Genomic DNA, 25,907 nt, shown 5'->3' with positions numbered 1-25,907 from the left:
GCGTGCGACACCGCTCGATTTTTGCTGTTAGTTCATGAAAAAGGAATTGAGCGGACATACGTTCCGCTATTTGAAGTAAAAACGGCGGTTTTACATTTTTATCGGACATACGTTCCGCTATTTAGCATAAAGATAGCCATTTTCCCTGATTTTTTCACAAATAGCGTACTCCGTGTCCGGAAAACAGTTCCAAAGTGGCGTTTTTATGAAAATAACGGACTTCATGTCCGCCAAAAAGCTAAACGTATAAAAAACGTAAAGAACGAACACAAAAAATACCTCCTTGTTTAGGTATCATTAATTTTTTAATGTCAGTTTACAGTGGTATATAATAGAAGTATGTAGTTTTAAAGAATCTACCGGTTAATTGACCCAGAATCAAATTCTTTCAAAAAACATAATCCCCACACTAACCTCCCCAACTAACCTAACCCAGCATCCCAGATCGGCCTTATCTAATGAATCAAATATGACTGGAGAACCCGTCAGTTCAATAATGCTCTGCTCATATTAGTAATAATAAATAAGGAGGATTTGAAAATGGATGAATTCAAGTTCGAAAGAGTACTAGAACCAATTAAAATTGGATCAATGGAACTAAGAAACAGATTTGTCATGCCTCCAATGGTTACGAATTTCGCTGCAGTTGATGGCTCGGTTACAGACCGTTTTAAGCACTATCACGAAGCACGGGCAAAAGGTGGAGTCGGTTTAATTATTACTGAAGCCGTCTATGTCCACCCGAGCGCTAAAGGTTTCAAAAATCAATTAGGAATCGATCGGGATGAATTAATACCAGGTCTACGTGAATTGACGAATGTGGTGCACTGTCATGGTGCCAAAATTGCGGCCCAGCTCTATCATGCAGGAAGACAGACCAACTCTAAAGTGACCGGATTGCTTATCGTTGCCCCTTCACCAATTCCTTGTCCTGTTAATAAGGAAATGCCGACTGAATTATCTGTCGAAGCGATCAAAGAGGTGGTTGAGCAATTCAGACAAGCAGCCCGCCGTGCAAAAGCGGCTGGGTTTGATGCAATTGAAATCCATGGCGCACATGGCTACCTCCTTAACCAATTTTTATCACCATATAGCAATAAACGCTCCGATCAATATGGAGGAACGTTTGAAAATAGGATGCGATTCCCGCTCGAGGTTTACCGCAGTGTAAGAGATGAAGTTGGCGACAGCTTCCCGATTATGTACCGAATGAGCTCAGAAGAAATGGTAGAGGGCGGGCTAACCATTGAGGATACGAAATTATTTGCTCGAAAGCTTGTCGCAGAAGGGATCGATGCCCTGCATGTTTCCGGCGGGGTTTATGAATCCGCAGCAATGATTGCTGCTCCACAAGCAGTTCCGCAAGGCCTTTATGTGAACAATGCCGATTCAATCAAGAATGCGATAAAAAGTGCAGTTCCAGTTATTGTCGTCGGACGGATCAAAGAGCCGAAAATGGCTGAACAAATCATCCGAGATGGTCACGCAGATCTTGTTGCCATGGGGCGTGCGCTGTTAAGTGATCCGGACATGCCTACGAAAGTTGCTGAAAACAAGCTGCAAGATATAAGAAGATGCATTGGCTGTAACCAGGGTTGTATGGATCGATTGTTCAAAGACACTGACATTTCCTGCATGATTAATCCGCTTACCGGTCATGAGGCAGATTTTGATCTCATGGCACCTGTAAATAAGAAAAAAGTTTTAGTCATCGGCGGCGGCCCAGCCGGATTAGAAGCGGCATGGATTTCTGCTTTGCGCGGGCATGATACAATTCTTTATGAAAAGAAACCGGATCTAGGCGGACAATTACGGATTGCCTCCAGACCACCATTTAAAAAAGAAATTAACGACCTAACCACCTTTTTAATTGACCAAGTCGAGAGATCAGGAGCGAATATTATTACCGGAATTGAGGCCGATATTGATATCATCCGAGCGAATCATCCAGATGCGGTCATCCTGGCAACCGGCTCGGAACCGATTATTCCTAACATCCCAGGTATCAGCCAGGAAAATGTTATAACAGGCCATGCTGTTTTAAGGGATGCGGCTAAGGTCGGCGAAAAAGTAGTGATCGTTGGCGGAGGGATGCTTGGCTGTGAAACCGCTGAATATCTTGCCGATCGAGGCAAACAGGTAACCGTCGTGGAAATGATGAATGATATTGCTTCAGATGCTGGGGGAGCCGTAAGAGGACTTTTGCTTCTCCGCATGATTCAGAAGAAAATCATGGTTTTATCCAATAGTAAAGTCACTGAAATATCAGCTGACCGTGTCAAAATTGAAAAGGAAGAGGGAACCTTGGTGATTCCGGGTGTAGACACAGTGGTGGTAGCAACGGGAACGAAATCAGTTAATACTTTGGCCGATGAAATCAAGCGCGAAGGCATACCAGCTTATACGATCGGCGACGCAGCCGACCCACGCAAAATTTTTGAAGCCATCCATGAAGGATTCCAAGCCGCGTATAACTTAGGCACAATAGCATCTGAAAACCGGGAACCGGTCCTGCATCCGTGATGTGAGGGTTAAGTCCTTGCATTTCGATATAAACTGATAAAAATGGATGGTCCCAAGCCTTGCTAGCTGGGACCATCTTCCTGTAAAAATCGCGATGTGCTGCCGGCCTTCTAAAAAGCCCTTTTTAAAATATGATATGATGAAGAAAACCGGATTATTTTTAGAAGAAGAGAGGTGATTAATTTGAAAATCAAAGAGATGATTCTGGAAAATTTCCGTGGCTTTAAACATTTGCATTTACATTTTAACGAAAAGAATGTCGTGCTGGTCGGCACAAACGGGGTTGGAAAATCAACGATTCTTAACGCTGCAATTATTTTATTATCTAGAATTGTTGAATCACTTTCTTACGGAGTTTCAAAAAAAATCAGTTTAAGCGAGTCGGATATAAAAAACGGGAATCAAGGATTAAGGCTAAAGTGCACCTTGCATTACAATGGATTTGAACGGGAGCTGGCCCTTATTAAGACGAGAGCGAAGGATATCAACAGCAGATCTAAGCTTACTGTATACGATTCGACGAAGGATATGATTACCTATTTACATGCAAACCTAAAGGATGGGGGCGACTTTAACGCGCCGATTTTCGTCAATTATCCTGTCCATCGAAATGTGAAAGATATTCCTTCAAAAATAAAGAAGCGAAAGAGCTCTGATCCGTTTTCCCCGTATCATCAATGCTTTTCTAATGATGTCGAGTTCCGTTCCTTCTTTGAATGGTATTTAATTCAAGAGGATATCGAGCATCGCGAGCAAGTGGCATCCAAGGTGGCCGATTATGAAGATAAGCAGCTCAAAGCTGTTCGAAATGCGATTTATAATTTTATGCCCGGCTTTTCTGACCTGAAAGTGGCCCGGGTTGGCGGCAAAGTTAGAATGGTTATTTCAAAGGGAAGCCAACGATTGGGAGTCAATCAATTATCGAATGGTGAAAAGTGCACGTTAGCGATGATTGGTGATTTGGCTCGGCGTTTAGTGCTGGCAAATCCAAGCTTAGAAAATCCTTTGGAGGGAGAAGGGATTGTCTTAGTTGATGAGATTGAACTGCATCTTCACCCGGCCTTGCAACGGGACATCATTAATCGCTTGCAAACAACATTCCCGCATATTCAGTTCTTCATCTCAACGCATTCGCCACAGGTTTTGGGGGAAGTAAATGATGCGAAAATCTTCTTTGTTACCCAAAAGGAAGATGGTGAAGATATTTTTGTAAGAAGCGGGCCATGCCTTTTTGGCAAGGATTCGAATATGATTTTAGAGCAATTTATGGGTGCTCCTGAAAAAAATGAAGAGATTAAAGAACAGCTTGGAACATTATTTCAATTATTAATGGAAACAAGGCTTGATGAGGCGAACGATTTAATGGTGCACTTAGTTGAGATTTTAGGCAGTGACGACCCGAGCTTAATAAAAGCAGATATGATTTTAAGAAGAAAGAAGAGTTTGGGCCTATGAGGCATATCGAAAAAAAGCCCTCACCAAGTGCGTTTGAAACATGGAAGAAATCAACGGGGAATTTAGCAAGCTATGCTCATATCCCGCCAGTCATAAAAGGGATCGTCCGCGAAAACTTACTTGACGAGCAATACTGGCTCTGCTGCTATTGTGGTTTGAGTTTAACACGAAATAATGTTCATATTGAGCACTTCAGACCCCAATCAAAGTTCAAGGCTCTCCAATTAGAATATAACAATCTTCATGCCTCCTGTATGGGGAAATTAATCCACCTTGAGGAAGGTGTATCGGATTTCTGCGGTCATTCAAAGAAGGATTGGTTTGACCCTCAACTAACGGTATCACCGCTTGACCCAAACTGTGAAAGCTACTTTGAATATGGATTTGATGGTTCAATTAAAGCGGCCCACCACCACTTGGGTGCCGAAGAGACGATTCATCACTTAGGCTTAAATACGTACTTGCCAAGAAAACAAAGAGAAGAAGCGATTGATGCCATTCTCGATTTAATCGATTTATCAGATGCTGACCAAATTAAAGACATGATTACATTTCTGGAAACACCTGATATGACCAATAGACTTCCTTCCTTCAGCTATGTAATTGCTAGATTGCTAAAAACATTGCTATAACATTCGGTGCCTGTGTAAGCTAGTGACAGGCACCGATAAAGGTTCCTTGTTCTATCCGCAATTCGGAATTTCTCCCGCTATTCCCCAAACACTTTCCGATAGTAATCGGTATCGAGAATTTTTGCAGAGTAATAGAATTTTCCTTGGATAATCGCTGATATCCTGTTAGTGTAGTCTGCATCCGTCTCACTAGCAAACGCGGCTCCCTCATTTGCGGTAAACTCGCGCGTAATCGAGTTATAGCTGCCCCTATCAGTAATAAAGCTTTTATTTAGAAAAATAACGAGCGGCTCGGAGTCCGAAAATATATCTCTACCGATAAGAAGTCTTGAATCATATTCAAGCCCGAGTAAATTGGACAGCGTCGGGATAATGTCTAAGCTTGAGGCAGGTTTGTCGATTACGACAGGCTCCATTCCTTTGGAATAAACAATAAAGGTACTTTTATATAGCTCAAAATTCCGCTCGACTGAATGACCAGCCAGCTCATCAATTGTGCTATTTTCAAGCCCATATGGGAAGTGGTCAGCACTAATGGCGATTAAGGTTTTATCTGCTATGCCGGCGCTTTCTAGCTGAGCTAATAAATACCCGAGGGCACGGTCCAATTCAATCTGGGTCGCCAGATAGGCCTTGCCTTGGTCGGAATAGGGCAAGTTCTCAACATTTTGCTTATTTTTCCAAGCAATATAATTACCCGAAAAAGAATAACGTAAATGGCCGCTGACCGTCATGTAGTAGGTGTGGAAAGGCTGACTATTAAGATATTCTGGAATGGTTTTTTCCATCATTTCAAGGTCGGATTCGGGCCACGTTTTTTTCACATTCAGTCCGTTGCCAAGCCCTTTATAAACATAGCCTAGATTCGGATGAGAAAGATCGCGCCGATAATAAGAATAGGTGTGATCATGATAGGCTAATGTTTTGTAAGCCAACTTTTTTAGCTGATTCCCCATCGCGAAAGGAAGCGAGATGCTTCCCGATTGTCGAAAACTCCAAACACCGCTTTTCGGGATTAATCCCGTACAGGCAACATACTCTCCATCAGAAGTGCTTACTCCCCAAATAGGATTATAAAAATTAGTAAACTGATATCCCTCGTGGACCATTTTGTATAAAGTAGGAGTCAGTTCTTGATTGACGGCATAAGGTGAAAAGCTTTCTGCGGTAATAAAAATGAGATTATAGCCCTTGAATTTTCCGGTATATTCATTTTTCGCAGTCGGTGAAACACTGTTGAAATACTGGTGTATTTCTTTGATTTGTGGATCGGTTTCGTTGGCAATGAGCTGAGGAAAGTCGATTGCCATCGTATTGTATTCGATCTTTTCAATCTCAGTATCTTGGTTGGCTGAATGTTCTTCGCTCGGAGGAGAGGTGAGCAGGATGTCTTGTTCAAGTGGAGCGGATGGAGCTTCTAGCGCTGGTGTCCAGCCTAAAATGAGTCTTTCTGTATCAATGCGCATGGTCGTAAGCAAACCCAACTTCTCTACGGATAGAACCGGGTAACTATTTTTAAAATATAAATCGTATTCTGAATTGAGCTCTTTGCCGCTCATAAAAACAATGCCAATTCCCGTCGCCTGGGTGAGTGCAAAGCAGCAGATAATTGAGATTCTATTAAACTTATCTGTTTTTTCAAAAGAAAGCATTCTTTTTCCGAAAAAGGCTAGAAAAATGGCGGGCAGAAAAAATAGAATGATCCAAATCGATTCAGCTAAAATGTGGTCAACGATGTCCTGCCAAAAATCTAAGACTTGCGCGCCGTTTCCGGCTGAATAAACACTGTAAAAGGTCCGCGACATGATGAAATTAACGTATTGGGAGGAGTAGAGCAAAGCGGTTATACCAAGCAGGACAATGGAGAGGAGGTAGCTCATTCTCCCGTTGAGAAAGCTGCAAATAAAATAAAATACAAACGCAAACGCTAGTAAAAAAACAAAGGATAATAGAAGACTAAATGAAACAGGCTCTTCTACAGTCAACATCCTAAAAATAGAATCAATAAACAGAAGCGACAGTACGAAAAATATTAATAAGGAGTCAGCCTTCACCAACTTCCACATCACTCAAACCCCCTTCTAGTCTATTTTATCCCAACAGTCGCTACCTTAGAAAGCAACACCTAGGTGAAAAACTCGAAAATGGTTGAATCGCAGCGAGAGAAAGGTGTAAATTGTTCCTAATTTTGACTGCAAGCAATCCTATTTTTGTTAAAATAAAAGGGTCAGTTTTTTTTACATATAGCTTAGTAGCTGAAAGGAGCTTCATGATGGAAGGGACTCATCATTTGTATCAACCCTCTTTAAAAGAAGGCTGGAAAGAAACAAAATCCTATGACATTAATAAATTCTTTTTAGTTGCCTTTTTTGGTGGAGTCATCCCCCTGCTCGTGTTGGGGACAAAAAATGCAACATGGCTAAAAGTATCAAAGAAAGTAATCTATTCTTTAATAGCGCTAGGAATTTTATTACTAGCAATGAAATTTACATTCGTCTATTTCGTAACAAACGGTACGATTGAAATGGATAACAGAATGATTCGATATGGGTATAAAATTGGCTGCGTCTTGCTGTATTTGCTATACCGAAAGGTTCTTAAACAACCTTTCCAACAACATATGATAACGGTTGATCAGACTTTACCTATCCTAAAACCTGCGCTTCTTTGGATTATTGTCGGGGCAATCGTTGAAATAATCCTATTATCATTGGTGATATAGAGGAGGGTGGCGCTCATGATCGAGGAGTCCATTTTTAGGGATAAAGAGATTGCCAACATCAATCATCTTTTTTCTATTGAAAGATACGGTGAAGCAAAAAAACATATTGAAAATTTATTCAGTTTGAATCCCCATGACGCGACAGCTTTTTATTATATGTCGGTAGTTTACTATTATCAAGGCGACATGTCTGAAGCAAGAGCGTTTTGTGAACAAGCCTTGCTGAATGGTTATGATGAAGAAACAAGCTATCATTTTATTGGGACAACGTATGATCATCAAAAAAAATACAGAGAAGCGGAAGAAGCTTATTTAAAGGCACTTGAGCTAAATCCTGAAAGCGGGGAAGTTCACGCTTCTTATGGGTATATGATGTTGAAAGCAGGTTTCGAAGAAAAAGCCATCGCACTTTTAGAAGCGGCGCTCCGTTTAGACCCGGAAAGTGAAAGAATTAACCAATACGTCCTTCAATACTATTTTGCAAAATCAGCTACTGAGAAGCAGCTGCACTATATTCAAAAGGTAATGGAAAGTGGCTCTAGTGAAATGCAAAAGTTGTTAAACTTAGCGATATTTCATGAGCTGAAAGAGGAAGAAAAACAGGCAAGGGAGTATTATCGGCAAGCTTTTCTCCTTGACCCAACCAATCAATATTTGCTCTATATTCTTGATCAATATGATGAAAAAGTACACCCGCTTTTTTGGGCAGAACGGATCATGAAAAAACTCGGCGGTCCTGCTGTCATTTGGGTAAGTTTTATTGTCATTACACTAGCATTGAATTATTTCAAACTTTACATCCCGTTAGTCATTTTCGCAGCGGTCTATATCCTGTTTTGTGTGTATACTTGGCTTGCTCCGTTATTTTATAAACTTCTTGTGAAGGGAAGACGTTAAGTGGATAAAACGGCAATGTTTTTAGCAATGGTCGAGAAAGATGAGGATAACTATGAAGCATGGTATTTGCTAGCCGAAGAGTATATGCTTAACGACCAGCTTTCCGAGGCCCTATTTGCTTTATCGAAAGCTTTAAAAAAGAACGATGATAAGATGAAAAATTTAGTTTTGGAATCTTTAAACAAACTTGTTTCGAATCGGGGTTTGGATGAAAGGAATGAAGGGATAGAGCCTGGGGTTGAAGACTTGGGTGACCAGCTTGAATCGTTTGAATCTGGTGCAGTTCTTGAGGGTGCTCAACAGGCAGTAGAGGAGTTTTCGAAAACGAGCCTCAAAGTGATTGATGGTAAAAAGAAAAACAATATTGTCAATCTGGAGGAACGACTCCCTGAAAGAATCACATTTGCTGATGTGGGTGGACTAGATAATTTAAAGCAGACGATTGAGATGAAAATTATCAAACCGTTTGTCAATCCTAGTCTGTTTTCGAAGTTTCGTAAAAAAACAGGTGGCGGGATTTTACTTTATGGACCGCCAGGCTGCGGCAAAACCTTTATTGCAAAAGCAACAGCAGGAGAGTGTAATGCAAGCTTCTATTCAGCCCATATTTCGGAAATATTAGATCCTTATATCGGTGTGAGTGAACGGAATTTGGCTAATATTTTTGAAACAGCTAGGGCCAACAGACCTTCTGTTTTGTTTTTTGATGAAATAGATACGTTAGGATACAGCCGCTCGAAGTCTCGTTCGGAAGTAATGCGTCCATTAGTAGATTCCATGCTGACCGAATTACAAAGCATTGACACGAATACAGAAAAATTGTTAGTGATCGGCGCAACCAATATGCCTTGGGATGTCGATCCAGCATTTAAACGCCCCGGCAGATTTGACAAGCTCGTGTTTGTTCCACCGCCAGATCAAGCGGCCCGAAAAATCATTCTTGAATTAAAGCTGCGCGGAAAACCAATTGAGAGAGGATTTGATCTCAATGTATTGGCGGAGAGAACAGAACTTTACTCGGGTGCAGACCTGGAAAATGTCATCGAGGTGGCCACAGAAAACGTTTTATATGAAATTATGAAAACTAATAAAGAACGCCTCATTACAATGGAAGATATCCTGTCAGCGATTGAATCAACTAAGCCTTCCACTCTGGAATGGATGACGACCATAAAAAATTATATAAAATACGCGAACCAGGGCGGCCTTTATGATGAAGCTTCACGTTATATTAAAGAGTTTTGTTGATGGGTTGGTTGCTGCATCCGGACAGGGCGCTGCGCGACGCGGATTTTAGAGCTGTTTAGTCGAAAAAAACAAGCTGATTAGAAATGAATCATAATCAGCTTGTTTTTTCATATATATGTGTAATGTGGGCAAGGCTAGGAGGTTGGTTTCACTCCTTCTTTTTGTCTTCTTCCTGTTGTTTTTTTAATGCGAGCAGGGCATCTTCAGCGTCCACTTTTCCATCCCCGTTTAAGTCAGTCAACGTATTTTGGCTAGGAGGTGCTGGTGGAGCGCTGGTTGCTGTTACGGCTTGCACTTTGGGCTGTTTTGTTTTGATGGCAAAGGTGAAGACTAAGAGCAGGATCACGAGTATGCCGGCCACGCCATCGACGATATAGAAAATCGTTTTATAGTTTGACCAGAGAATTTTACTATCATCGATTTTCTTTTCGGAATCCGTAATATATTTTTTTATAAGCGAATGATTAGGGTAAATTCTTTGGACTGATTCGAATTTCTCGAGCGCGTCTTTGTAATAGCCTCCCCAATACAGCTCCAATCCTTCACGATAAAGCTTATCAGTATTACTGCTTGAATTTTTTGCGCCTGCTTGGTTGACGAATTCTTTAACAGTATTAACTGGCATCGCAAAGTCAAATCCGGTGATTTCCGCTCCAAAGGTTAACAGACCAATAATTTCCCCTTTATCATTAATAACCGGCCCGCCGCTGTTTCCGGTTGATGTTGCTGCGTTAATTTGGATAACAGACGTTCCTGTTTCTAATTTCTTAGAGGTAGCCGATATTTCACCTGAGTTCATCGTTGATTCCAATGAGGAGTCGATCGACAGCACATCAAATTCTGCTACTGAAGGATAGCCGATCGCCCAAATCGTTTCTTGGTCATCGACAGAATCGGAATTGCCCAGTTTCAGAGTCGGAAGATTCTTTCCTTCTATTTTAAGGACCGCAACATCCTTCCAGTCGCCATCTTTTTCGCCTATCGGGGAACCATAGCTTTTAATTTCACCGTCAAGAACATCTCCGCCAGGTAAATACACCTCTACCTCTCTTGAAATGTCCGTGTATCCTGTAGCCGTAATCATGTAGGCATAAGCTGTTTCGAGATCCGTTTGAAAATACTCGGCCACAATCGAACAGAGCTGGATAAACGCTTCATTTACGATTTCCTCATCTGACATTTGCGTTGTCGAGACCACATGAGCATTTGTTACGATATAGCCATCAGGGCTAATAATCGCACCCGAGCCATAGCCCCCCACAAAAGTTTGATAATTCAATTGTTGCAGTATTGCTTCTACCTCAGGGAAATAGTCGTAAAATTCCCATTGAACAACAGCATAGTCGAAAACACGGACTACGGCAGGCTTCGAGTATTCTGCCAACTTTTTGGCTTGGGAAATGTGTGAAGTGCTTGGCTTGATATTTATTAAGAAAAATGAAGTAACAATGACGGCGATAAGTATTATGCTAATTGGCACAGTAAAAAGGGCTCTCTTTTTCATCCCACTCACCTCTTATAAGGAAATTTAATCCTTTAAAACTATATTCACGTATTCAAACAATTTATTTTGTACACAGAAATAAATTAGCCGTGTGCTTGTGTTCAGAAAAAAAGAGAGATCCGCTCCGCTAGAAATAGTGGAATGGATCTCTCTTTTACGTTTAGGATTTGGGAAGGGCGAACTAATACCCTTTTTGGTAGTTAACTAAGTTAACAGAAGGGGTTTTGCCATTGAGGTAGTCTTGTAAATTTGGGATAAGAATCGTTTCAATCAGTCTTTCGGTGTAATGCTCGGTTGCGCCTGCATGATGTGGGGTGACGATTACATTTTCCATATCCCATAACGGGCTGTCGGTGCTTAACGGTTCTGTTTCAAACACATCGAGTCCGGCGCCCGCGATTATGTTATTTTTGAGCGCATTGATCAAATCGGTCTCATTGACAATTTCACCCCGACCGATATTGATAAAAAATGAAGATGGCTTCATGTTTTGAAACTGTTCGGCACTAAACAAATGATAGGTATCATTTGTTAAAGGTAAAGTGACAACGACATAATCACAGCGAGGGAGAATATCTGCTAGTTGTTCGATAGCGTACATTTCATCGACAAAATCGGTTGGCTTGGCTGAGTGGCGGACCCCTAACACGGTCATCCCAAACGCTTTGGCAATTTTTGCGGTTTCCTTGCCGATCGCGCCAACACCGATAATCCCAATCGTTTTTTCATGCATTTCAAGCTTAAGTCCTGCATTGTGCCATTTCTTGGCTGCTTGGTTTTGGACAAAGGTATGTATTTTCCGTGTTAACGCAAGCATGAGCGCAAAGATTGTCTCCGAAATTGGATAAGCATGAACACCGCTGGCACTTGTCATCAAAACGTTTCGCGCTTCAAATTGATCTAACGGATACGCGTTCACTCCAGCGCTCCAGCTCTGAAACCACCGTAACTTTGAATGTGGCTGGAGGCAATAATTCTCCATTCCACTAATCCAGCCCGCGATGATTTCCGAATCATGAATATGTTCCTGCCAAATTGCTTGGTCCCGTCCGACAATCAGCTCCCAATCGGAAATGATTTCCTGCACTTTATTGGCCAGCTGTTGATCGATATTTCTCGCTATAATCATCTTTCGTTTTTGCATGATGTTGTTCACCTGACTTTCTTTATTTTTATAAAAATAGGGCAGGGGGACGGTGGCGGCTGTGATAAATGTAACAAATGCCGATAAAATTCAAATTACCGCCGATAAAAACCGGAAAACCGCCGATAAACTTCGAAAAACCGCCGATAAAATCGCAAATAGCGCCGATAAATTGCTTGAACCCTATCCTCAAGCCCCAAACTAATAAAAAGCTGTGCCCAAACTCAGTTTTTGAGCATGGAACACAGCCATATTGACTATTTTTTCACTTTAAGAATCACTTTTCGCACCTTTGTTACTGCATCGCCCGCCAAAATTCCCGTCATGTGCCCGTCTTGAGGGAAACAAATCAACACATCACCCTTGCTCAACGAAACGGCGGACTGCAGCTCGCCATTAAAGAATATCGCATCCTTTTCAGCATCATAAGCTTCTTTCACAGTCAAACGATCAATTTGTTCATAGCCGACTTTCTCCGAACCTACTAAAATATAATGAAAGTCGAGATAGGTTTGATGGCTCTCCCAGAAACATTCGCCAATATCTTTTGTCTCATATTCGGACAAGAAGAAAAACATCTCATCATTCACAATATGCTTTCCAAGCTCATAGCTTGAAAAATCAGTGTCAGCCAAAAATTGCAGAGCTGTTTGAATATTGGCAGGATGATCGGAAGACTCGAGCAAATGGGTCAACTTATCTAGTATCATCTTAATTCCCCGCTATCTATAGAATGCCCCTTTGTTCTACTCATCGGGTGTTGCGCCGCAAAAACGACACGCCACATAGGCGGTCACATATGCGGACCCGACCCAACCAAAAACTATCGTACTAACCAACCGCCATCAACAGCTAGAATGTGACCGTTCATATAGTCAGACGCTTTACTTGATAAGAATACGGCAACACCCATTAAATCAAATGGAGTTCCCCAACGGTCAGCCGGAATTCTTGATTGAATTTCATTGTTGCGGTTTTCGTCGGCACGGATTGGTGCAGTGTTAGCTGTTGCGATATAACCAGGCGCGATCGCGTTGATTTGGATATTGTGGCAAGCTAATTCGTTAGCGAATGCCTTTGTAATACCAGCAACACCATGCTTACTTGCAGTGTAAGAAGGCACGAACTTTCCGCCTTGGAACGCAAGCATAGACGCGATGTTGATGATTTTTCCACTCTTTTGCTCAACCATTACTTTTGCGATTTCTTGGCTTAAGAAGTAAACCGCGTTAAGGTTGATGTCCATAACCGCATTCCAATCCTGCTCAGGGTATTCTAATAATGGAGAACGGCGGATTGTACCAGCGTTATTAATTAAAATATCAATCTTGCCAAATTCTTTTAAGCATTCTTCTTTAACACGGCTGCGATCTTCTTGCTTCGTTAAATCAGCTTGAATAAACACAACTTTACGGCCTTCGTTTTCGATTAATTCTCTTGTTTCATCCCAGTTTGTATCATAAGTAGGGATGAAAAGGTCAGCACCAGCTTTTGCCAACGCAACTGCATAGCCTTGTCCTAAACCAGAGTTCCCTCCAGTAACGATTGCCACCTTACCATCTAAACGAAAGAAATCCATTGAAAAATTTTGTAAGCTCATTATTTTACTCCTCCAGTAGTTAATTTATGTTGTCTTGCTTCTTCAACCTTTTGAACATATTGCTTGGCAAGCTCGGTAATTTTGGCAAAATCATTATTCTTCGCCGGGCTCACCAGATTTCCGCCAATTCCAACGGCAACGCAGCCATTTTTTATCCACTGATCAATGTTGCCTAAATCCACGCCGCCAGTTGGCATAATATTCACTTGTGGCAGCGGTGCTTTAACTGCTTTTATATAATCCGGCCCAAACGCATTACCCGGGAATAATTTCACGACATCAACGCCATGCTCCATCGCTTTCTTCATTTCGGTAATCGTTAGGCAGCCGGGCATAAACGGAATTTGATAAAGATTGCATAACTTAGCGGTGTCTTCGTCAAAGCCAGGGCTGACCACAAACTCAGCTCCGGCCATGATCGCAATTCGTGCTGTCACTGCATCGAGAACCGTCCCGGCACCAATGCACGCCTGATCCCCGTATACCTTCACTAATTCAGAAATAGCGATATCCGCATTTGGCGTCGTAAAGGTAATTTCGATTGACGTGATCCCGCCGCTAATGCATGCGTGCGAAATTTGCACGGCCTCTTCAGCAGAATCGGCACGAATTACTGCCACTACGCCCGTTGCGGCGATTTTTTGCAGAACTTGTATTTTTTTCATAATGCTCCTCTCCAAAAGCAAAACTTCTTTATTTTTATAAAAAGTAAAGCTTGTCCTCGTTCAAACCTGAACTTCGGCTAACTCAACCTAGTCTGCTTTTAGCGTAAATCTTCCATGGCGACGTGGTCCATGTCGGTATACGTGTAGTTCTCTCCAGCCATAGCCCAGATAAATGTATAGTTACTTGTTGCCACACCAGAGTGGATGGACCATGAAGGTGATAGGACTGCCTGCTCGTTCTTCATCACAATATGACGCGTTTCAGTTGGCTCACCCATCATATGGAACAAACGTGCATTTTCATCTAAATCAAAGTACATATAGATCTCAACGCGGCGGTCATGTGTATGAGTTGGCATTGAGTTCCATACACTGCCTGGCTCAAGCAAGGTCATTCCCATAACTAGCTGACAGCTTTGAATTCCGTTTTCGTGAATAATGCGGTGGATCGAGCGCTTGTTGGCACTTTCCTGTGACCCCATTTGATCTCCTGGAATATCAACAAAAGCTGCTTTTTGAACCGGGTATTTCTTATGCGCAGGTGTGGAGATAAGATAGTACTTCGCTGGATTTTCTGCTGTTTCACTTTTGAAGATAAGCTCCTTGCAACCTAATCCGATGTAAAGGGTATCTCTTTTTTCTAATGAATATTCTTCTCCATCCACAAGAACCGTCCCCTTGCCACCAACGTTGATGACACCGAGTTCTCTTCTTTGCAGGAAATAATCGGCTTTAATGACATCGTGTCCTTCTAAATGTAGAGCATCGTTTGTTGGCGTGATTCCTCCAACGACAACGCGATCTTCTAATGAATAATATAGTTTGATTTCTCCTGGAACAAACAACTCTGGAACAAGATATTGATTGCGCAATTGCTCCGTATTTAATGTTTTTGCATGATCTGGATGTGTTGCATAGCGTTTTTCCATTGTAAGCCCTCCAAGATATATTTTATAAAACGGTTTATTAAAAATTGATGCTGTTGACGCTTACACCAATGATTCTATGCTCATTATAGTAGTTCGTCAATCCTTAAATTTTGATTAAAATAATCGGAGTGATTTTATTTGGTTACGTATAAATATTGATATTATAGGGTTTTCCGGCACTTTTCTTTAGCTGTTATTCAAATTAATTTCACATTTGAAAACTAATTTTAAAAATAAAATTGTGAAGCTTGTTGTACAAAACCGGTTTATGTGTTAACTTTTAGTCATCGAAATTGAATCCGCTTTCGGAATCGATTTCAAAACTTTTAAAAGTTATTACAGATCTGTTAATACAACTTAGTATTCCACATAAGGAGGGATTCCGTTCAGATGAAACTCGACACAGTAACATTCGGAGAGCCCATGACGATGTTCTTTGCGAATGAAGTTGGTTCTCTCGATGATGTTGTTACTTTTTCAAAAGCATTAGCGGGAGCCGAAACAAACGTTGCCACTGGATTATCAAGATTAGGTCAAAAGGTGGGTCTCGTCACCAAGCTTGGTGATGATACATTTGGAAGATTTATTACGAATGCCTTAAAGAAAGAGAATATTGATACAAGCAGTATTGTTGTCACAAAAGAATATCCGACGGGGATGCTTGTGAAATCGAAAGTATTAGAAGGAGATCCGGAAGTACAATACTTTAGAAAAAACTCAGCAGCTTCTAAGCTTGGTCAGGAAGATTTTTCTGAACATTACTTTAGAAATGCAGCACATCTTCATGTCACTAGTATTCCTTCAGCTTTATCGAAAGAATGCAATGAATTTACGGTTCGCGCCATGGATTTTATGAGACAAGAGGGGAAAACGATCTCGTTGGATCCGAATCTACGTCCAGGTTTGTGGCCGAATCAAGAAACGATGGTTCAAACGATTAATGAGTTAGCGTTGAAATGCGATTGGTTTTTACCGGGAATAGCAGAAGGGAAAGTGTTAACCGGCTTTGACCAGCCTGAGCAGATTGCTGATTTCTATTTAGAAAAAGGAATCAAGCTTGTTGTGATCAAGCTCGGGGCAGAAGGTGCCTACTATAAAAGCAAACATGAATCAGGTTATGTAAAAGGTTTTGAAGTGAAAGAAGTCGTTGATACGGTTGGAGCCGGTGATGGCTTCGCGGTGGGTATTATCAGCGGATTATTGGAGAAACTTCCTGTAAAAGAAGCTGTGATTCGTGCAAACGCAATCGGTGCATTGGCGGTCATGTCCCCTGGGGATAGTGATGGATTACCTACTAGAGAAGGCTTAACACAATTTATTGAAAAGTCATTAGTAGCTTTAAAATAAACCATCCAATGAAGCGGAGTGAAAAATAATGAAAATTAAAGCTAGCATTGAAAAAATTCCTGGTGGAATGATGATTGTACCATTATTCATCGGAGCACTTTTACACACATTCGCACCAAATACTGCTGAGTTCTTTGGCGGATTCACAGGCGCCATGCTTACTGGAACAGGTACGATTTTAGCGGTATTCTTCTTCTGTATTGGGACAACGATTGATGTACGTTCATCTGGATATATTGCCAAAAAAGGTTTAACGCTATTATCAGGTAAAGTATTATTTGCAGCTTTGATCGGTTATATTGCTTCTTTATTCATCCCTGCCGAAGGAATTCAATCTGGATTCTTTGCCGGAATCTCCGTGCTTGTGTTAATTGCGGCGATGAATGAAACAAATGGCGGCTTGTATTTAGCTGTTATGAACCACTTAGGCAGAAAAGAAGACGCAGCAGGTTTTTGCTTCATCAGTATTGAGTCTGGTCCGTTTATGACAATGGTTACTTTAGGTGTAGCAGGCCTTGGAACATTCCCTTGGCAGGCGATTGTGTCAACATTAATTCCTTTTGCTTTAGGTATTCTACTAGGATCTCTTGATAAAGATATTCGTAAATTCTTTGGTCCGGCTGTTCCGATCTTCATTCCATTCTTTGCTCTTTCGCTTGGATATGCTTTGAACTTAGGAATGCTTGTGAAATCAGGTTTACTAGGAATTTTACTAGGTATTACTGTAGCTGTTGTTTCTGGTGGATTCCTTTATGTGCTTGACCGCTTTGTAACAGGTTCAGATGGTGTCGCTGGGGTAGCGGCAGGTTCAACAGCCGGAGCAGCCGTTGCCGTACCGTTCGCGATTGCTGAAATTGATCCATCTTTCGCAGGTGTAGCAGAATCGGCAACAGCTCTTATCGCAACATGCGTAATTGTAACAGCGGTATTAACTCCACTTTTAACAACTTGGGTTGCTAAAAAATCAAAAGAGAAGGGTATTCCTGAAAAAAAGTTACCCAAACAACCCATCGTAGATGAAATAAAAGCAGAAGCTTCTTAAAAGAAAAAAGAGATCGGCGACTACTTAGGTAGCTGTCGATCTCTTTTTGTTTTGGGTTTTTGGCTTGTTTATAAGCTGGCACGATAGATGGCGGCTACATCTTTAGAGGTTAATTTTTTAAAGTTACCGAAGTCACCTCTAGCCATTGCTTTTTCCGTCATTATTTCAATCGAGTCTTCGCCAATTCCGTAGTCCGCAAGTCGAGACGGAGCTCCGATCGATGTCCAGAAAGCACGCAAGCACTCAATTCCTTCTAAAGCGACTTCCTTTTTACTTTTTCCGGAAGGATCCACTCCGAATACACGGGTTGCCAATTGTGTGAACCGGTCGATTCTTTCGTCGATCACGTATTCCATCCAATGAGGGAAGAGAATCGAGAGACCGCCTCCATGTGGAATATCGTATACTGCCGATACAGCGTGCTCAATATTGTGGGTCGCCCAATCAGGGATGATACCGGTTGAAAGCAATCGGTTTTGTGCAAGTGTCCCGCAATAAAGGATGCTGGCACGATAATCATAGTTGTGTAAATCGTTGAGTAGCTTCGGTGCCGTTTCGATGACTGTTTTTAAAATCGATTCACCGAATCCGTCGATTAATTCTGTCCCTTGTTGATGGTGGAAGTATTGTTCAAATACGTGGGCCATAATATCCACGATTCCATATATGGTTTGGTCTAATGGAACAGTGTAGGTGTATTCGGGATCTAAGATAGAAAATTTAGGATACGTGTATAAGCTCCTAAACGGGTACTTTTCTTTTGTGTCCCAGTTGGTGATTACGGCACCATTATTCATTTCAGAACCAGTTGCCGCAAGGGTGATGATCGCCCCAAAAGGCAAGGTGTCGGTGATTTCAGCTTTATTTGTGATAAGGTCCCAAGCGTTTCCGTCATATTTTGCTGCAGCAACAATTGCTTTCGTACAATCGAGGACGCTGCCACCGCCGACCGCTAGGACAAAATCGATATTGTGTTTCTTGCAAAGTGCGGCTCCAGCTTCTACAGAGGTTAAACGGGGATTTGGTTCAACCCCGGTTAACTCATATATATTAGCCCCGAGTTCGTTTAAAATCGACATGACTCCTTCATATAAGGCGATTTTCTTAATACTCCCGCCGCCGTACACAACAAGAATATTTTTTCCATACTGCTCTAATTCAGATTTCAACAGCTCTAACTGATTTTTGCCAAAAATGATCTTCGTAGGGTTATGAAATGAGAAATTCTCCACTAGTTTTTTCCTCCTTGATGTAATTGAAATCTCCTAATTATACCATTTTGATAAACCGATTTAGTTGTTGGTGTATTACGATTTTTTTACAAAAAAGAGGAAGGTTTTTTGCTAGGGAACTGTTGTGATTTTTTTACATAAAGTCTGTGTTAAAGAAGAATGTTGATTTTCAGCACTCTGTTGATTGGAGCGGAAGGTGCGAGACTCCTGCGGGAGAAGGTGTCACGGGAGACCCCACAGGCGCTTGCGCCGAGGAGGCTCCCGGACTCCCCCGCGGAAAGCGAGCACCTCTCGCTGCAATCAACAGCCAAATTTAACACAGCAAAAAAACCACATTCCTATTAGGATGTGGTTCATATTAGTTAAACCGATTCTCCTTGTTTTAACGTTGGAGGGAATCGGAATGTAATTGGGGTGATCTCCTTTTCCTTTTCGATCGCTTCGAGCAGGATCTTTGCAGCTGTTTTTCCCATTTCATAAGCTGGCTGTGCAACCGTTGTAATGGTTGGGTTGTGAATTCGGGCAAAGGTAACATCATCGATCCCAATCACAGCAATATCCTCTGGAATGGACATTTCGTAGTGCTTTGCAGCAAGAAGGACTTCCTTTAAAACAATATCGTTTGCGGCTAACAGCGCAGTCGGAGGATCGCTTAACGATAACAGCTGTTTGACAGTTGCTTGAATGTCCTCTTTTGGAACGTTATAAATATAGTCTTCTCTAATTTCAATACCATTCCGCTCAAGAGCTTTTTTATATCCGCTCAGGCGTTCAATCCTTGGAGTTATATTCGGAGAGGTAATGGGCATCGTAATGATACTGATTTTTTTATGTCCCTTTTTAATAAACTCCTGGACAGCTAAATTTGCGGCAGCCTCATTATCCAGCAAGACGCTTTGCACCGCTACACCGTCAACAATCCTGTCCAAAAATACAAGTGGATAGTTTTCTTCTATTAATTGATTATAAAGATCGACGTTTTTTCCAGTTGGGAAAACCATTAATCCATCAACCTGACGTGCTTTTAGCATTTCAATATAATTTCTTTCTTTTTCCGAGTTGTCATCACCGTTGCAAATGATCACTTGGATTCCCGATTTCTGAAACTCATCCTCAATCCCGCGGACAATATGATTGGATATATTGTAAATGATATTTGCCACGATAATTCCAACCATGGAAGTTCTCTTTTGCTTTAAGCTTCTGGCAAGATTATTGGGAACGAAGTTTAATTCTTTAATAACTTCCTCGATTTTTAGTTTTGTTTTCTCGCTCATATATTTATAACGTTGATTTAAATATTGAGAAACGGTGCTCTTTGAAACACCGGCTTTTTTGGCGACGTCTTCGATTGTTGGGTTCTTCATATTTTCTCTCCTCAAATCATACATGTTCCTCATCAGGGGGCAAAGCTAAACAAGGTTTATTATTGTAAAATAGCGCCCTATTGAAGGAAACATTACCATTTATTATACAGAACTTGAGGAGAAAAAGTCTATCGTATACAAAAACTTCACAGGTGCCTGAACACGCCTGCACCCCAACACACTAAAGCATTAACACACTGGGGGACAGTCCCCCAGTGCAGTAAAGCGTTACCGCACCGTGGGGCTGTCGCCCGGTGCTCATGGTGCCAGCATGGAAATTGAAACCACAAGAACCGTCCCCTTGCACCTAAAAGGAAACTTCTTCGCCGTAGCCGAGGGTAACGACAGTCGTTTGTTTATAGTCCTTTAACAGCTCTTGTAGCTCCTTGTCCTTGTCAATCATAAATTCAACTACCGGAAAGGCTTGGAGCAATTGTGCCAGCGTCTCAGTTGATAGGGCGGTTTGTTTATTAGGAAATGTATGACTTGGGATTACGTATTTAACATTTAATAAATGTTTAACAGCATAAGCTGCTTCTTTTGGTCCCATCGTAAAATGCCCGGAAGAGGATAAGATGGCAATGTCTGGCTGATAAATGTCCTGGATTAATTTCATATCAGACATAATGGCCGTATCGCCTGAATGATAAACAGTGCTATCATCTACAAAATCGAAAACATAGCCGGCCGCTTCTCCAGCGTATATTGGAGTGCCTTCGGTTTCGTTATAGGAAGAGGTATGACGCGCCTGAACCATAGTCACTTGAACATCTTCAAAGGAAACCGAACCGCCAATATTGATCGGAAGGACATTTTTAATTCCCTGTTGAAGGAGAATCATTGCCAGTTCATATTGTGCCACAATCAGAATCTCTGGTTTATGCTCGATTATTTTCGATAACCCGCTCGTATGGTCGACATGACCATGGGTTAGAAAAACACAATCAATCGATTTGTAAAAATCCACATGATTTAAATGAGCTGGAAAACCTGGATTTAGCTCGAAAAATGGGTCGATCAAGTATTTCTTTTCTGACTTACTTGTTAAAACATACATGGCATGTCCCAGTCGCAAAACCTTCATTAAACACTCCCCCCTTAAATAAAAACTCCATACCATTGTATTTACGGGAGGGGGAAATCATGAATGTTATTAATGGTTTTTTGAAGGTCTTTACCGTGGTCTGTTGACGTGTGCCTTGTGGCTTGGTGGCTCAGGCGGTCCCTTGCGGTCCTTGGCACGAGGATCATAAAATAAAAAAATAAGGCACCATTCTTGTAATAAGAATGGTGCCGTTTTGGGTGAAACTAACCTCGGAGAAAGAGCAGGTCTAAGAGTGGTTTTTTACGTCTGTCAACTACCCTTATCTGTTTGGAATCCAGTTTATCTTGATTATCTTTTATCCAATTTTGTACTTCGCTTTTCGTTTGACAATGGGTAAAGAACGTTTCTCCACCTTTTCCTATTGCATTAATCATAAATCTGCAATTTGTATTTCTCATAATCTCCACCTTAATATATATCATCGGATAAATATTACTAGATGGTTAGCAAAAATTCCACCCTTTTTTTATTCTTTGTCTCAAAGTTTTTTATATGCAAAAATGGCAGCGCTTTAAAGTGACGGGGGACTGTCCCCCACTGCTTTAAAGTGTGAGTAGGTAAGGGATGATTTGTACAAAATAATGACAAAAGTATCGACAAGGTGTTTGGTTGGAGATGTCGAATTTTACTATGTAATAGAAGAAAGAGGTGAAAACATATGTTAGAGCATGAGCAGGATTTTTATCAGAACTTCCGAAAGAAGATGAAATATTGGGAGAAAAATGAAGATGGAAGAGCTAATAAATATGTTGAATTTTTAATGTTTGGACCCGATTTATTCCATTTATTGTGCAAGTTGACTGTTGATGATAATGTTTCGGTCACCGATAAAGCAAAGTTAGGGGCGGCCATCGCCTACTTCATCTCTCCAGTTGATTTCATCCCTGAGGTACTTGTGGGTCCAGTTGGATATATAGATGATATTGCCGTTGCAGCATATGTTTTAAACAGCATGATAAATAAAGCAGATCCGGAAATTGTCAAGAAGCACTGGGCTGGAGAAGGAGACGTCCTTGAAATCATAAAGAAAATCATTGCCACAGCCGATCAGATGGTTGGGTCGGGAATTATGAAGAAGATAAAGGGGAAATTTGGAGCGTAAAGTTCTTATATATTGTGCAGCGTTAAAGTGGCTATGGGGACAGTCCCCTGCTGCTTTAACGCTGTAGCTTAAAAAGTCGCAATGAAATCAAACATCTATTGCTCGAGTTTTTGGGTGGTAGATGTTTTTTAGTTGTACAATTATCATCTGCCCCATGTAAAGGTCTAAAGTCATATGTAATTAAATAGGCCGTTGTAGAATATTGGCAAGGGTAATTTTTATTATTTAAACTTAAAAAGGGAGCTAGAAAAGAAGAGAAAGAATAAAATGTTACAAGATAAAAACAATATTATACAAATAATTATAGTTTTAGTAGAAATTACCTACATTGTAATTTAATATATATTTATGGTTCTTTTAAAATTTAAGGAGGTTTTGGTTTATGAATAATATTTATGCAAAACAAGAATTAACTACCCAGGAACTTCAGATGCTTGCTTCTGAAATGGACAGGAGGAAGAAATCTACAACAACGACATGGTTATTATGGTTTTTCTTTGGCGGAATAGGAGGGCACCGTTATTACCTTGGAAAAATAGGTACTGGAATTGCCATGACCCTTACTTTAGGATGCTTTGGAATATGGTCGATAATTGATTTATTTTTAATCAGTGGAATGATTAACCGTAAAAACACTGAAATTGAAACAGAAATTATTAACGAGCTTAATTTGATGAAAAACGCAAAAAATAATGGTGCAACTGCAGTATAACAATAGCAATTAAATGGAGATTATAATGGAAAATCGTCTTGTTCATGAAAATGAAAAAATTTATTATACTTTGTGTTTAGTAGTTAGTATTTTTACATATATTGGACTAATATTATCAATTATTGGAATAGTGTATATCATAGGCGGTGTATTATTTACATTAGTTTTACATGGTATTTCTATCGGTCATATAAGAAATAATGGTGTAAAGCTTACTGAAAGGCAGTTTCCTGAAATAAATAAAAAGGCAAAGGAAATTGCCCTAAATATGGGAATTCGAGATTTGCCTGATATTTATATTATTCAATCAGAGGGTGTCTTAAATGCCTTTGCCACAAGCTTCTTGGGGAGAAATTTTATAGTTCTTTATTCTGATATAGTCGAAGTAACAAAAGATGGTTATAAGGATGAATTGAATTTTATCATTGCCCATGAACTTGCTCACATTAAAAGGAAACATATTACAAAACAGTTATTAATTCTTCCTGCTTTATGGGTACCTTTTCTAGGTAATGCTTATTCAAGATCTTGTGAATATACCTGTGACAGAATTGCAGCTGCATATATTAATCATTCACAAGCTTCCGTAAATGCTCTTGCCATCTTGGCGGTAGGAAAAAGGCTTTTTGTGGACTTAAATATAGTTGAATATATTCAAACATCTAAAGCTGAATCTGGTTTCTTTATTTGGTTGAGTCAAGTGATTTCTACTCACCCGCCTCTACCAAAACGGATTGCAGGAATTGAATATTTAAATAATGTGTTAGGGACATACAAAATGACTAACATTGGATAACCAATCACAACTATACTTTGTTTTTTTAAGGATTACTAAAAATAAAGAGCGTAAAAAACCCTTGTCTAAATATGTTTAGCAAGGGTTTTTCTTTATAAAGGAATTGATTAGACCGATCCTAAAAGAAATACAAAAAATTTATAATTTTTTCAAAAACACAAATAAAGCCATCTTGATTTCAGAATAGACTGGTGATAATATCAAATTAAGAAAAAATCTAAACGTTTACATTTCAAAAAGGTTTCTAAATATGTAAAAGTAAATGAAATATTTTTTTTAGTTAAATAATGTAAGCGTTTAAATTTTAGGGGTAATAAAATGGATAACAAACCAACAATAGAAGATGTTGCTAAACTCGCCAATGTTTCCATCGCTACCGTATCGAGGGTGATAAACAATCAAGGGGGAGTAAGAAAGGCTACTGAAGAACGTATACTTAACGCAATTAATGAGCTGGGTTATATTCGAAGTGCATTAGCGCGAAGTATGAAGAAAAAGGAAACCAATACGATTGGGATTATTGTTCCCGACATAAAAAACCCATTTTTTCCATTAGTTGTTGCCGGGATAGAGCAGAAGGCAAGAGAAAAGGGGTATTACACAATATTAAGCAGTACGAATGAATCACCAATTGTTGAAGAGGATATTGTTAAAATATTCATTGAGCGTGGTGTTGATGGAGTAATTATAACCACTGCCAATGAAAATGGTGATCATATTAAACTGTTACAGGACCAAGGGATTCCAATTGTAGCAGTTGATAGAGTAATCAAGAAGTTTGATATCGATACAGTATTGGTCGATAATGTTAGCGGTTCTTATCATGCAGTTCAACACTTAATTTTGCAGGGGCATAAGAGGATCGCCATCATTTGTGGTCCACAAAACACAACGCCTGGATATGAAAGACTGTTAGGATATAAAAAGGCTTTAGAAGAGTACAACCTTCCTATTGATGAAACTTTAATTGTCCAAGGTGATTTTATGGAGGGGAGTGGATATAAAGCAACACAAGAATTGTATTCATTAGATAAACGACCTACCGCCATCTTCTCATCGAATAATTTAATGACGATTGGATCTCTCAAGGCGCTGATGGATCTTGAGTGGAAACTTGGGGAGGAGGTATCATTCATCGGGTTTGACGATGTGGATATCGCTACTTTTATAAAACCAAGATTATCTGTTGTTTCTAGACCGATGAATACTCTTGGAGAAATGGCCTTTCAATTACTATACGAGAGAATGAATTTTAAAGAAAACTTGCCAAAAAGGGAGTATTTGCTTTCACCGGTTTTAAAAATCAGAGAGTCTTGCCAACTAAATAATTACTATTTGTAATAAATAACAAATTTGTTTTATATAAAATTGCTATAAAGGAAAACCATTTTTATTTTAAAAAAGTGTTATATCCATAAAGCAATTTTTTATTTTATAAAAATCTAAACGTTTACATTTTCCGATAGGAGGAGTTTTACTATGAAAAAAGGCGGAATTTTAAATCCAAAAATTAATCTATTAATCTCTGAAACTGGCCACACAGATACGATTGTTGTAACAGACGCAGGCCTGCCAATTCCAGAAAATGTTACTCACCGAATTGATTTAGCTTTAAAGGAAGGTATCCCCGGCTTTTTAGAAACACTTGACATTGTTTTAACTGAGCTTCAGGTTGAGAAGGTTATTTTAGCAGAAGAGGTCAAAACGTTTAGTCCGGAGATGAATGATCAAATTGTGAGCAGATTTCCTAATCTCCCTATTGAATACGTACCACATGTTGAATTCAAGCAACAAACTAAGAATGCAAGGGGTCTAATCCGTTCAGGTGAGTTTACACCATATGCAAATGTCATTTTAGTAGCTGGTGTAGTTTACTAATACTTTA

The 25,907-nt window shown here is 40.2% G+C and carries 24 protein-coding genes; 14 read left to right on the top strand and 10 right to left on the bottom strand.

Annotated features, from left to right (window positions below):
- Positions 1 to 540: 540 nt before the first annotated feature.
- The 3 genes from ACI48O_RS15290 (at position 541) to ACI48O_RS15280 (ending at position 4,610) form a co-directional block, all read left to right on the top strand.
- On the top strand, positions 541 to 2,523 hold the full coding sequence (locus ACI48O_RS15290) for an FAD-dependent oxidoreductase (RefSeq protein ID WP_435562697.1): 1,983 nt from the start codon (positions 541 to 543) through the stop codon (positions 2,521 to 2,523).
- A gap of 183 nt (positions 2,524 to 2,706) precedes the next feature.
- Positions 2,707 to 3,978, top strand: coding sequence for an AAA family ATPase (locus ACI48O_RS15285; RefSeq protein WP_435562696.1), 1,272 nt, complete (start codon positions 2,707 to 2,709; stop codon positions 3,976 to 3,978).
- Positions 3,975 to 4,610, top strand: coding sequence for a retron system putative HNH endonuclease (locus ACI48O_RS15280; protein ID WP_435562695.1), 636 nt, complete (start codon positions 3,975 to 3,977; stop codon positions 4,608 to 4,610). The genes ACI48O_RS15285 and ACI48O_RS15280 overlap by 4 nt, the downstream gene beginning before the upstream one ends.
- Positions 4,611 to 4,687: 77 nt before the next feature.
- On the opposite strand, the gene ACI48O_RS15275 is transcribed toward ACI48O_RS15280, so the two are convergent.
- A complete protein-coding gene (locus ACI48O_RS15275; protein ID WP_435562694.1) occupies positions 4,688 to 6,676 on the bottom strand; it encodes an LTA synthase family protein in 1,989 nt (662 codons plus the stop codon).
- Positions 6,677 to 6,879: 203 nt separating this feature from the next.
- On the opposite strand from ACI48O_RS15275, the gene ACI48O_RS15270 reads away from it, so the two are divergent.
- The 3 genes from ACI48O_RS15270 to ACI48O_RS15260 are packed head-to-tail and all read left to right on the top strand — an operon-like array spanning position 6,880 to position 9,477.
- Positions 6,880 to 7,332, top strand: coding sequence for a hypothetical protein (locus tag ACI48O_RS15270; protein ID WP_435562693.1), 453 nt, complete (start codon positions 6,880 to 6,882; stop codon positions 7,330 to 7,332).
- A 15-nt stretch (positions 7,333 to 7,347) separates the two neighbouring features.
- Positions 7,348 to 8,229 (top strand): tetratricopeptide repeat protein, encoded by an 882-nt coding sequence (locus ACI48O_RS15265; RefSeq protein WP_435562692.1) that lies wholly within the window; start codon positions 7,348 to 7,350, stop codon positions 8,227 to 8,229.
- Complete coding sequence (locus ACI48O_RS15260; RefSeq protein ID WP_435562691.1) at positions 8,230 to 9,477, top strand: AAA family ATPase; 1,248 nt, start codon at positions 8,230 to 8,232, stop codon at positions 9,475 to 9,477.
- A 148-nt stretch (positions 9,478 to 9,625) separates the two neighbouring features.
- Here ACI48O_RS15260 and ACI48O_RS15255 read toward each other — a convergent pair whose 3' ends face one another.
- A complete protein-coding gene (locus ACI48O_RS15255; RefSeq protein WP_435562690.1) occupies positions 9,626 to 10,981 on the bottom strand; it encodes a S1C family serine protease in 1,356 nt (451 codons plus the stop codon).
- A 181-nt stretch (positions 10,982 to 11,162) separates the two neighbouring features.
- The gene (locus ACI48O_RS15250) at positions 11,163 to 12,125 is read right to left on the bottom strand and encodes a D-2-hydroxyacid dehydrogenase (protein ID WP_435562689.1); all 963 of its coding nucleotides are present in this window, start codon (positions 12,123 to 12,125) and stop codon (positions 11,163 to 11,165) included.
- Between the two features lie 61 nt (positions 12,126 to 12,186).
- Between ACI48O_RS15250 and ACI48O_RS15245 the strand changes: the two genes are divergently transcribed.
- On the top strand, positions 12,187 to 12,330 hold the full coding sequence (locus ACI48O_RS15245) for a hypothetical protein (RefSeq protein ID WP_435562688.1): 144 nt from the start codon (positions 12,187 to 12,189) through the stop codon (positions 12,328 to 12,330).
- Positions 12,331 to 12,382: 52 nt separating this feature from the next.
- Here the strand turns inward: ACI48O_RS15245 and ACI48O_RS15240 are convergent, their stop codons facing one another.
- The 4 genes from ACI48O_RS15240 to kduI form a co-directional block, all read right to left on the bottom strand.
- A complete protein-coding gene (locus tag ACI48O_RS15240) occupies positions 12,383 to 12,835 on the bottom strand; it encodes a NanQ anomerase/TabA/YiaL family protein (RefSeq protein ID WP_435562687.1) in 453 nt (150 codons plus the stop codon).
- A gap of 113 nt (positions 12,836 to 12,948) precedes the next feature.
- On the bottom strand, positions 12,949 to 13,725 hold the full coding sequence (gene kduD, locus ACI48O_RS15235) for a 2-dehydro-3-deoxy-D-gluconate 5-dehydrogenase KduD (RefSeq protein ID WP_435562686.1): 777 nt from the start codon (positions 13,723 to 13,725) through the stop codon (positions 12,949 to 12,951).
- A complete protein-coding gene (locus tag ACI48O_RS15230) occupies positions 13,725 to 14,390 on the bottom strand; it encodes a bifunctional 4-hydroxy-2-oxoglutarate aldolase/2-dehydro-3-deoxy-phosphogluconate aldolase (protein ID WP_435562685.1) in 666 nt (221 codons plus the stop codon). Before ACI48O_RS15230 ends, kduD begins: the two co-directional genes overlap by 1 nt.
- A gap of 98 nt (positions 14,391 to 14,488) precedes the next feature.
- A complete protein-coding gene (gene kduI, locus ACI48O_RS15225; RefSeq protein ID WP_435562684.1) occupies positions 14,489 to 15,319 on the bottom strand; it encodes a 5-dehydro-4-deoxy-D-glucuronate isomerase in 831 nt (276 codons plus the stop codon).
- A 390-nt stretch (positions 15,320 to 15,709) separates the two neighbouring features.
- On the opposite strand from kduI, the gene ACI48O_RS15220 reads away from it, so the two are divergent.
- Both ACI48O_RS15220 and ACI48O_RS15215 read left to right on the top strand, forming a co-directional pair.
- Positions 15,710 to 16,666 carry a sugar kinase gene (locus tag ACI48O_RS15220; protein WP_435562683.1) on the top strand — a complete coding sequence of 319 codons (957 nt, stop codon included), beginning with the start codon at positions 15,710 to 15,712 and terminating at the stop codon, positions 16,664 to 16,666.
- A gap of 28 nt (positions 16,667 to 16,694) precedes the next feature.
- Positions 16,695 to 17,708 carry a 2-keto-3-deoxygluconate permease gene (locus ACI48O_RS15215; protein ID WP_435562682.1) on the top strand — a complete coding sequence of 338 codons (1,014 nt, stop codon included), beginning with the start codon at positions 16,695 to 16,697 and terminating at the stop codon, positions 17,706 to 17,708.
- 68 nt (positions 17,709 to 17,776) lie between these two features.
- Here the strand turns inward: ACI48O_RS15215 and ACI48O_RS15210 are convergent, their stop codons facing one another.
- From ACI48O_RS15210 to ACI48O_RS15200, 3 genes are all read right to left on the bottom strand, one after another.
- On the bottom strand, positions 17,777 to 18,940 hold the full coding sequence (locus ACI48O_RS15210) for an iron-containing alcohol dehydrogenase (protein ID WP_435562681.1): 1,164 nt from the start codon (positions 18,938 to 18,940) through the stop codon (positions 17,777 to 17,779).
- A 362-nt stretch (positions 18,941 to 19,302) separates the two neighbouring features.
- On the bottom strand, positions 19,303 to 20,307 hold the full coding sequence (locus tag ACI48O_RS15205) for a LacI family DNA-binding transcriptional regulator (RefSeq protein WP_435562680.1): 1,005 nt from the start codon (positions 20,305 to 20,307) through the stop codon (positions 19,303 to 19,305).
- A 307-nt stretch (positions 20,308 to 20,614) separates the two neighbouring features.
- Positions 20,615 to 21,391: a metal-dependent hydrolase gene (locus tag ACI48O_RS15200; protein WP_435562679.1), complete on the bottom strand. Its 777-nt coding sequence runs from the start codon at positions 21,389 to 21,391 to the stop codon at positions 20,615 to 20,617.
- A gap of 679 nt (positions 21,392 to 22,070) precedes the next feature.
- On the opposite strand from ACI48O_RS15200, the gene ACI48O_RS15195 reads away from it, so the two are divergent.
- The 5 genes from ACI48O_RS15195 (at position 22,071) to rbsD (ending at position 25,900) form a co-directional block, all read left to right on the top strand.
- A complete protein-coding gene (locus ACI48O_RS15195) occupies positions 22,071 to 22,514 on the top strand; it encodes a YkvA family protein (RefSeq protein ID WP_435562678.1) in 444 nt (147 codons plus the stop codon).
- Between the two features lie 382 nt (positions 22,515 to 22,896).
- A complete protein-coding gene (locus tag ACI48O_RS15190) occupies positions 22,897 to 23,226 on the top strand; it encodes a TM2 domain-containing protein (protein ID WP_435562677.1) in 330 nt (109 codons plus the stop codon).
- Positions 23,227 to 23,251: 25 nt separating this feature from the next.
- Complete coding sequence (locus tag ACI48O_RS15185; RefSeq protein ID WP_435562676.1) at positions 23,252 to 24,022, top strand: M48 family metallopeptidase; 771 nt, start codon at positions 23,252 to 23,254, stop codon at positions 24,020 to 24,022.
- Positions 24,023 to 24,340: 318 nt separating this feature from the next.
- Positions 24,341 to 25,363 carry a LacI family DNA-binding transcriptional regulator gene (locus ACI48O_RS15180; RefSeq protein ID WP_435562675.1) on the top strand — a complete coding sequence of 341 codons (1,023 nt, stop codon included), beginning with the start codon at positions 24,341 to 24,343 and terminating at the stop codon, positions 25,361 to 25,363.
- A gap of 138 nt (positions 25,364 to 25,501) precedes the next feature.
- Complete coding sequence (gene rbsD / locus ACI48O_RS15175; RefSeq protein WP_435562674.1) at positions 25,502 to 25,900, top strand: D-ribose pyranase; 399 nt, start codon at positions 25,502 to 25,504, stop codon at positions 25,898 to 25,900.
- Positions 25,901 to 25,907 lie beyond the last annotated feature (7 nt).

Source organism: Neobacillus terrisolis, from assembly GCF_051233475.1.
In the GTDB taxonomy this organism is placed as follows: Bacteria; Bacillota; Bacilli; order Bacillales; family Cytobacillaceae; genus Bacillus_BU.
Note: the sequence above shows the minus strand (reverse complement) of the source record. Positions and strands in the feature narration are given on the sequence as shown.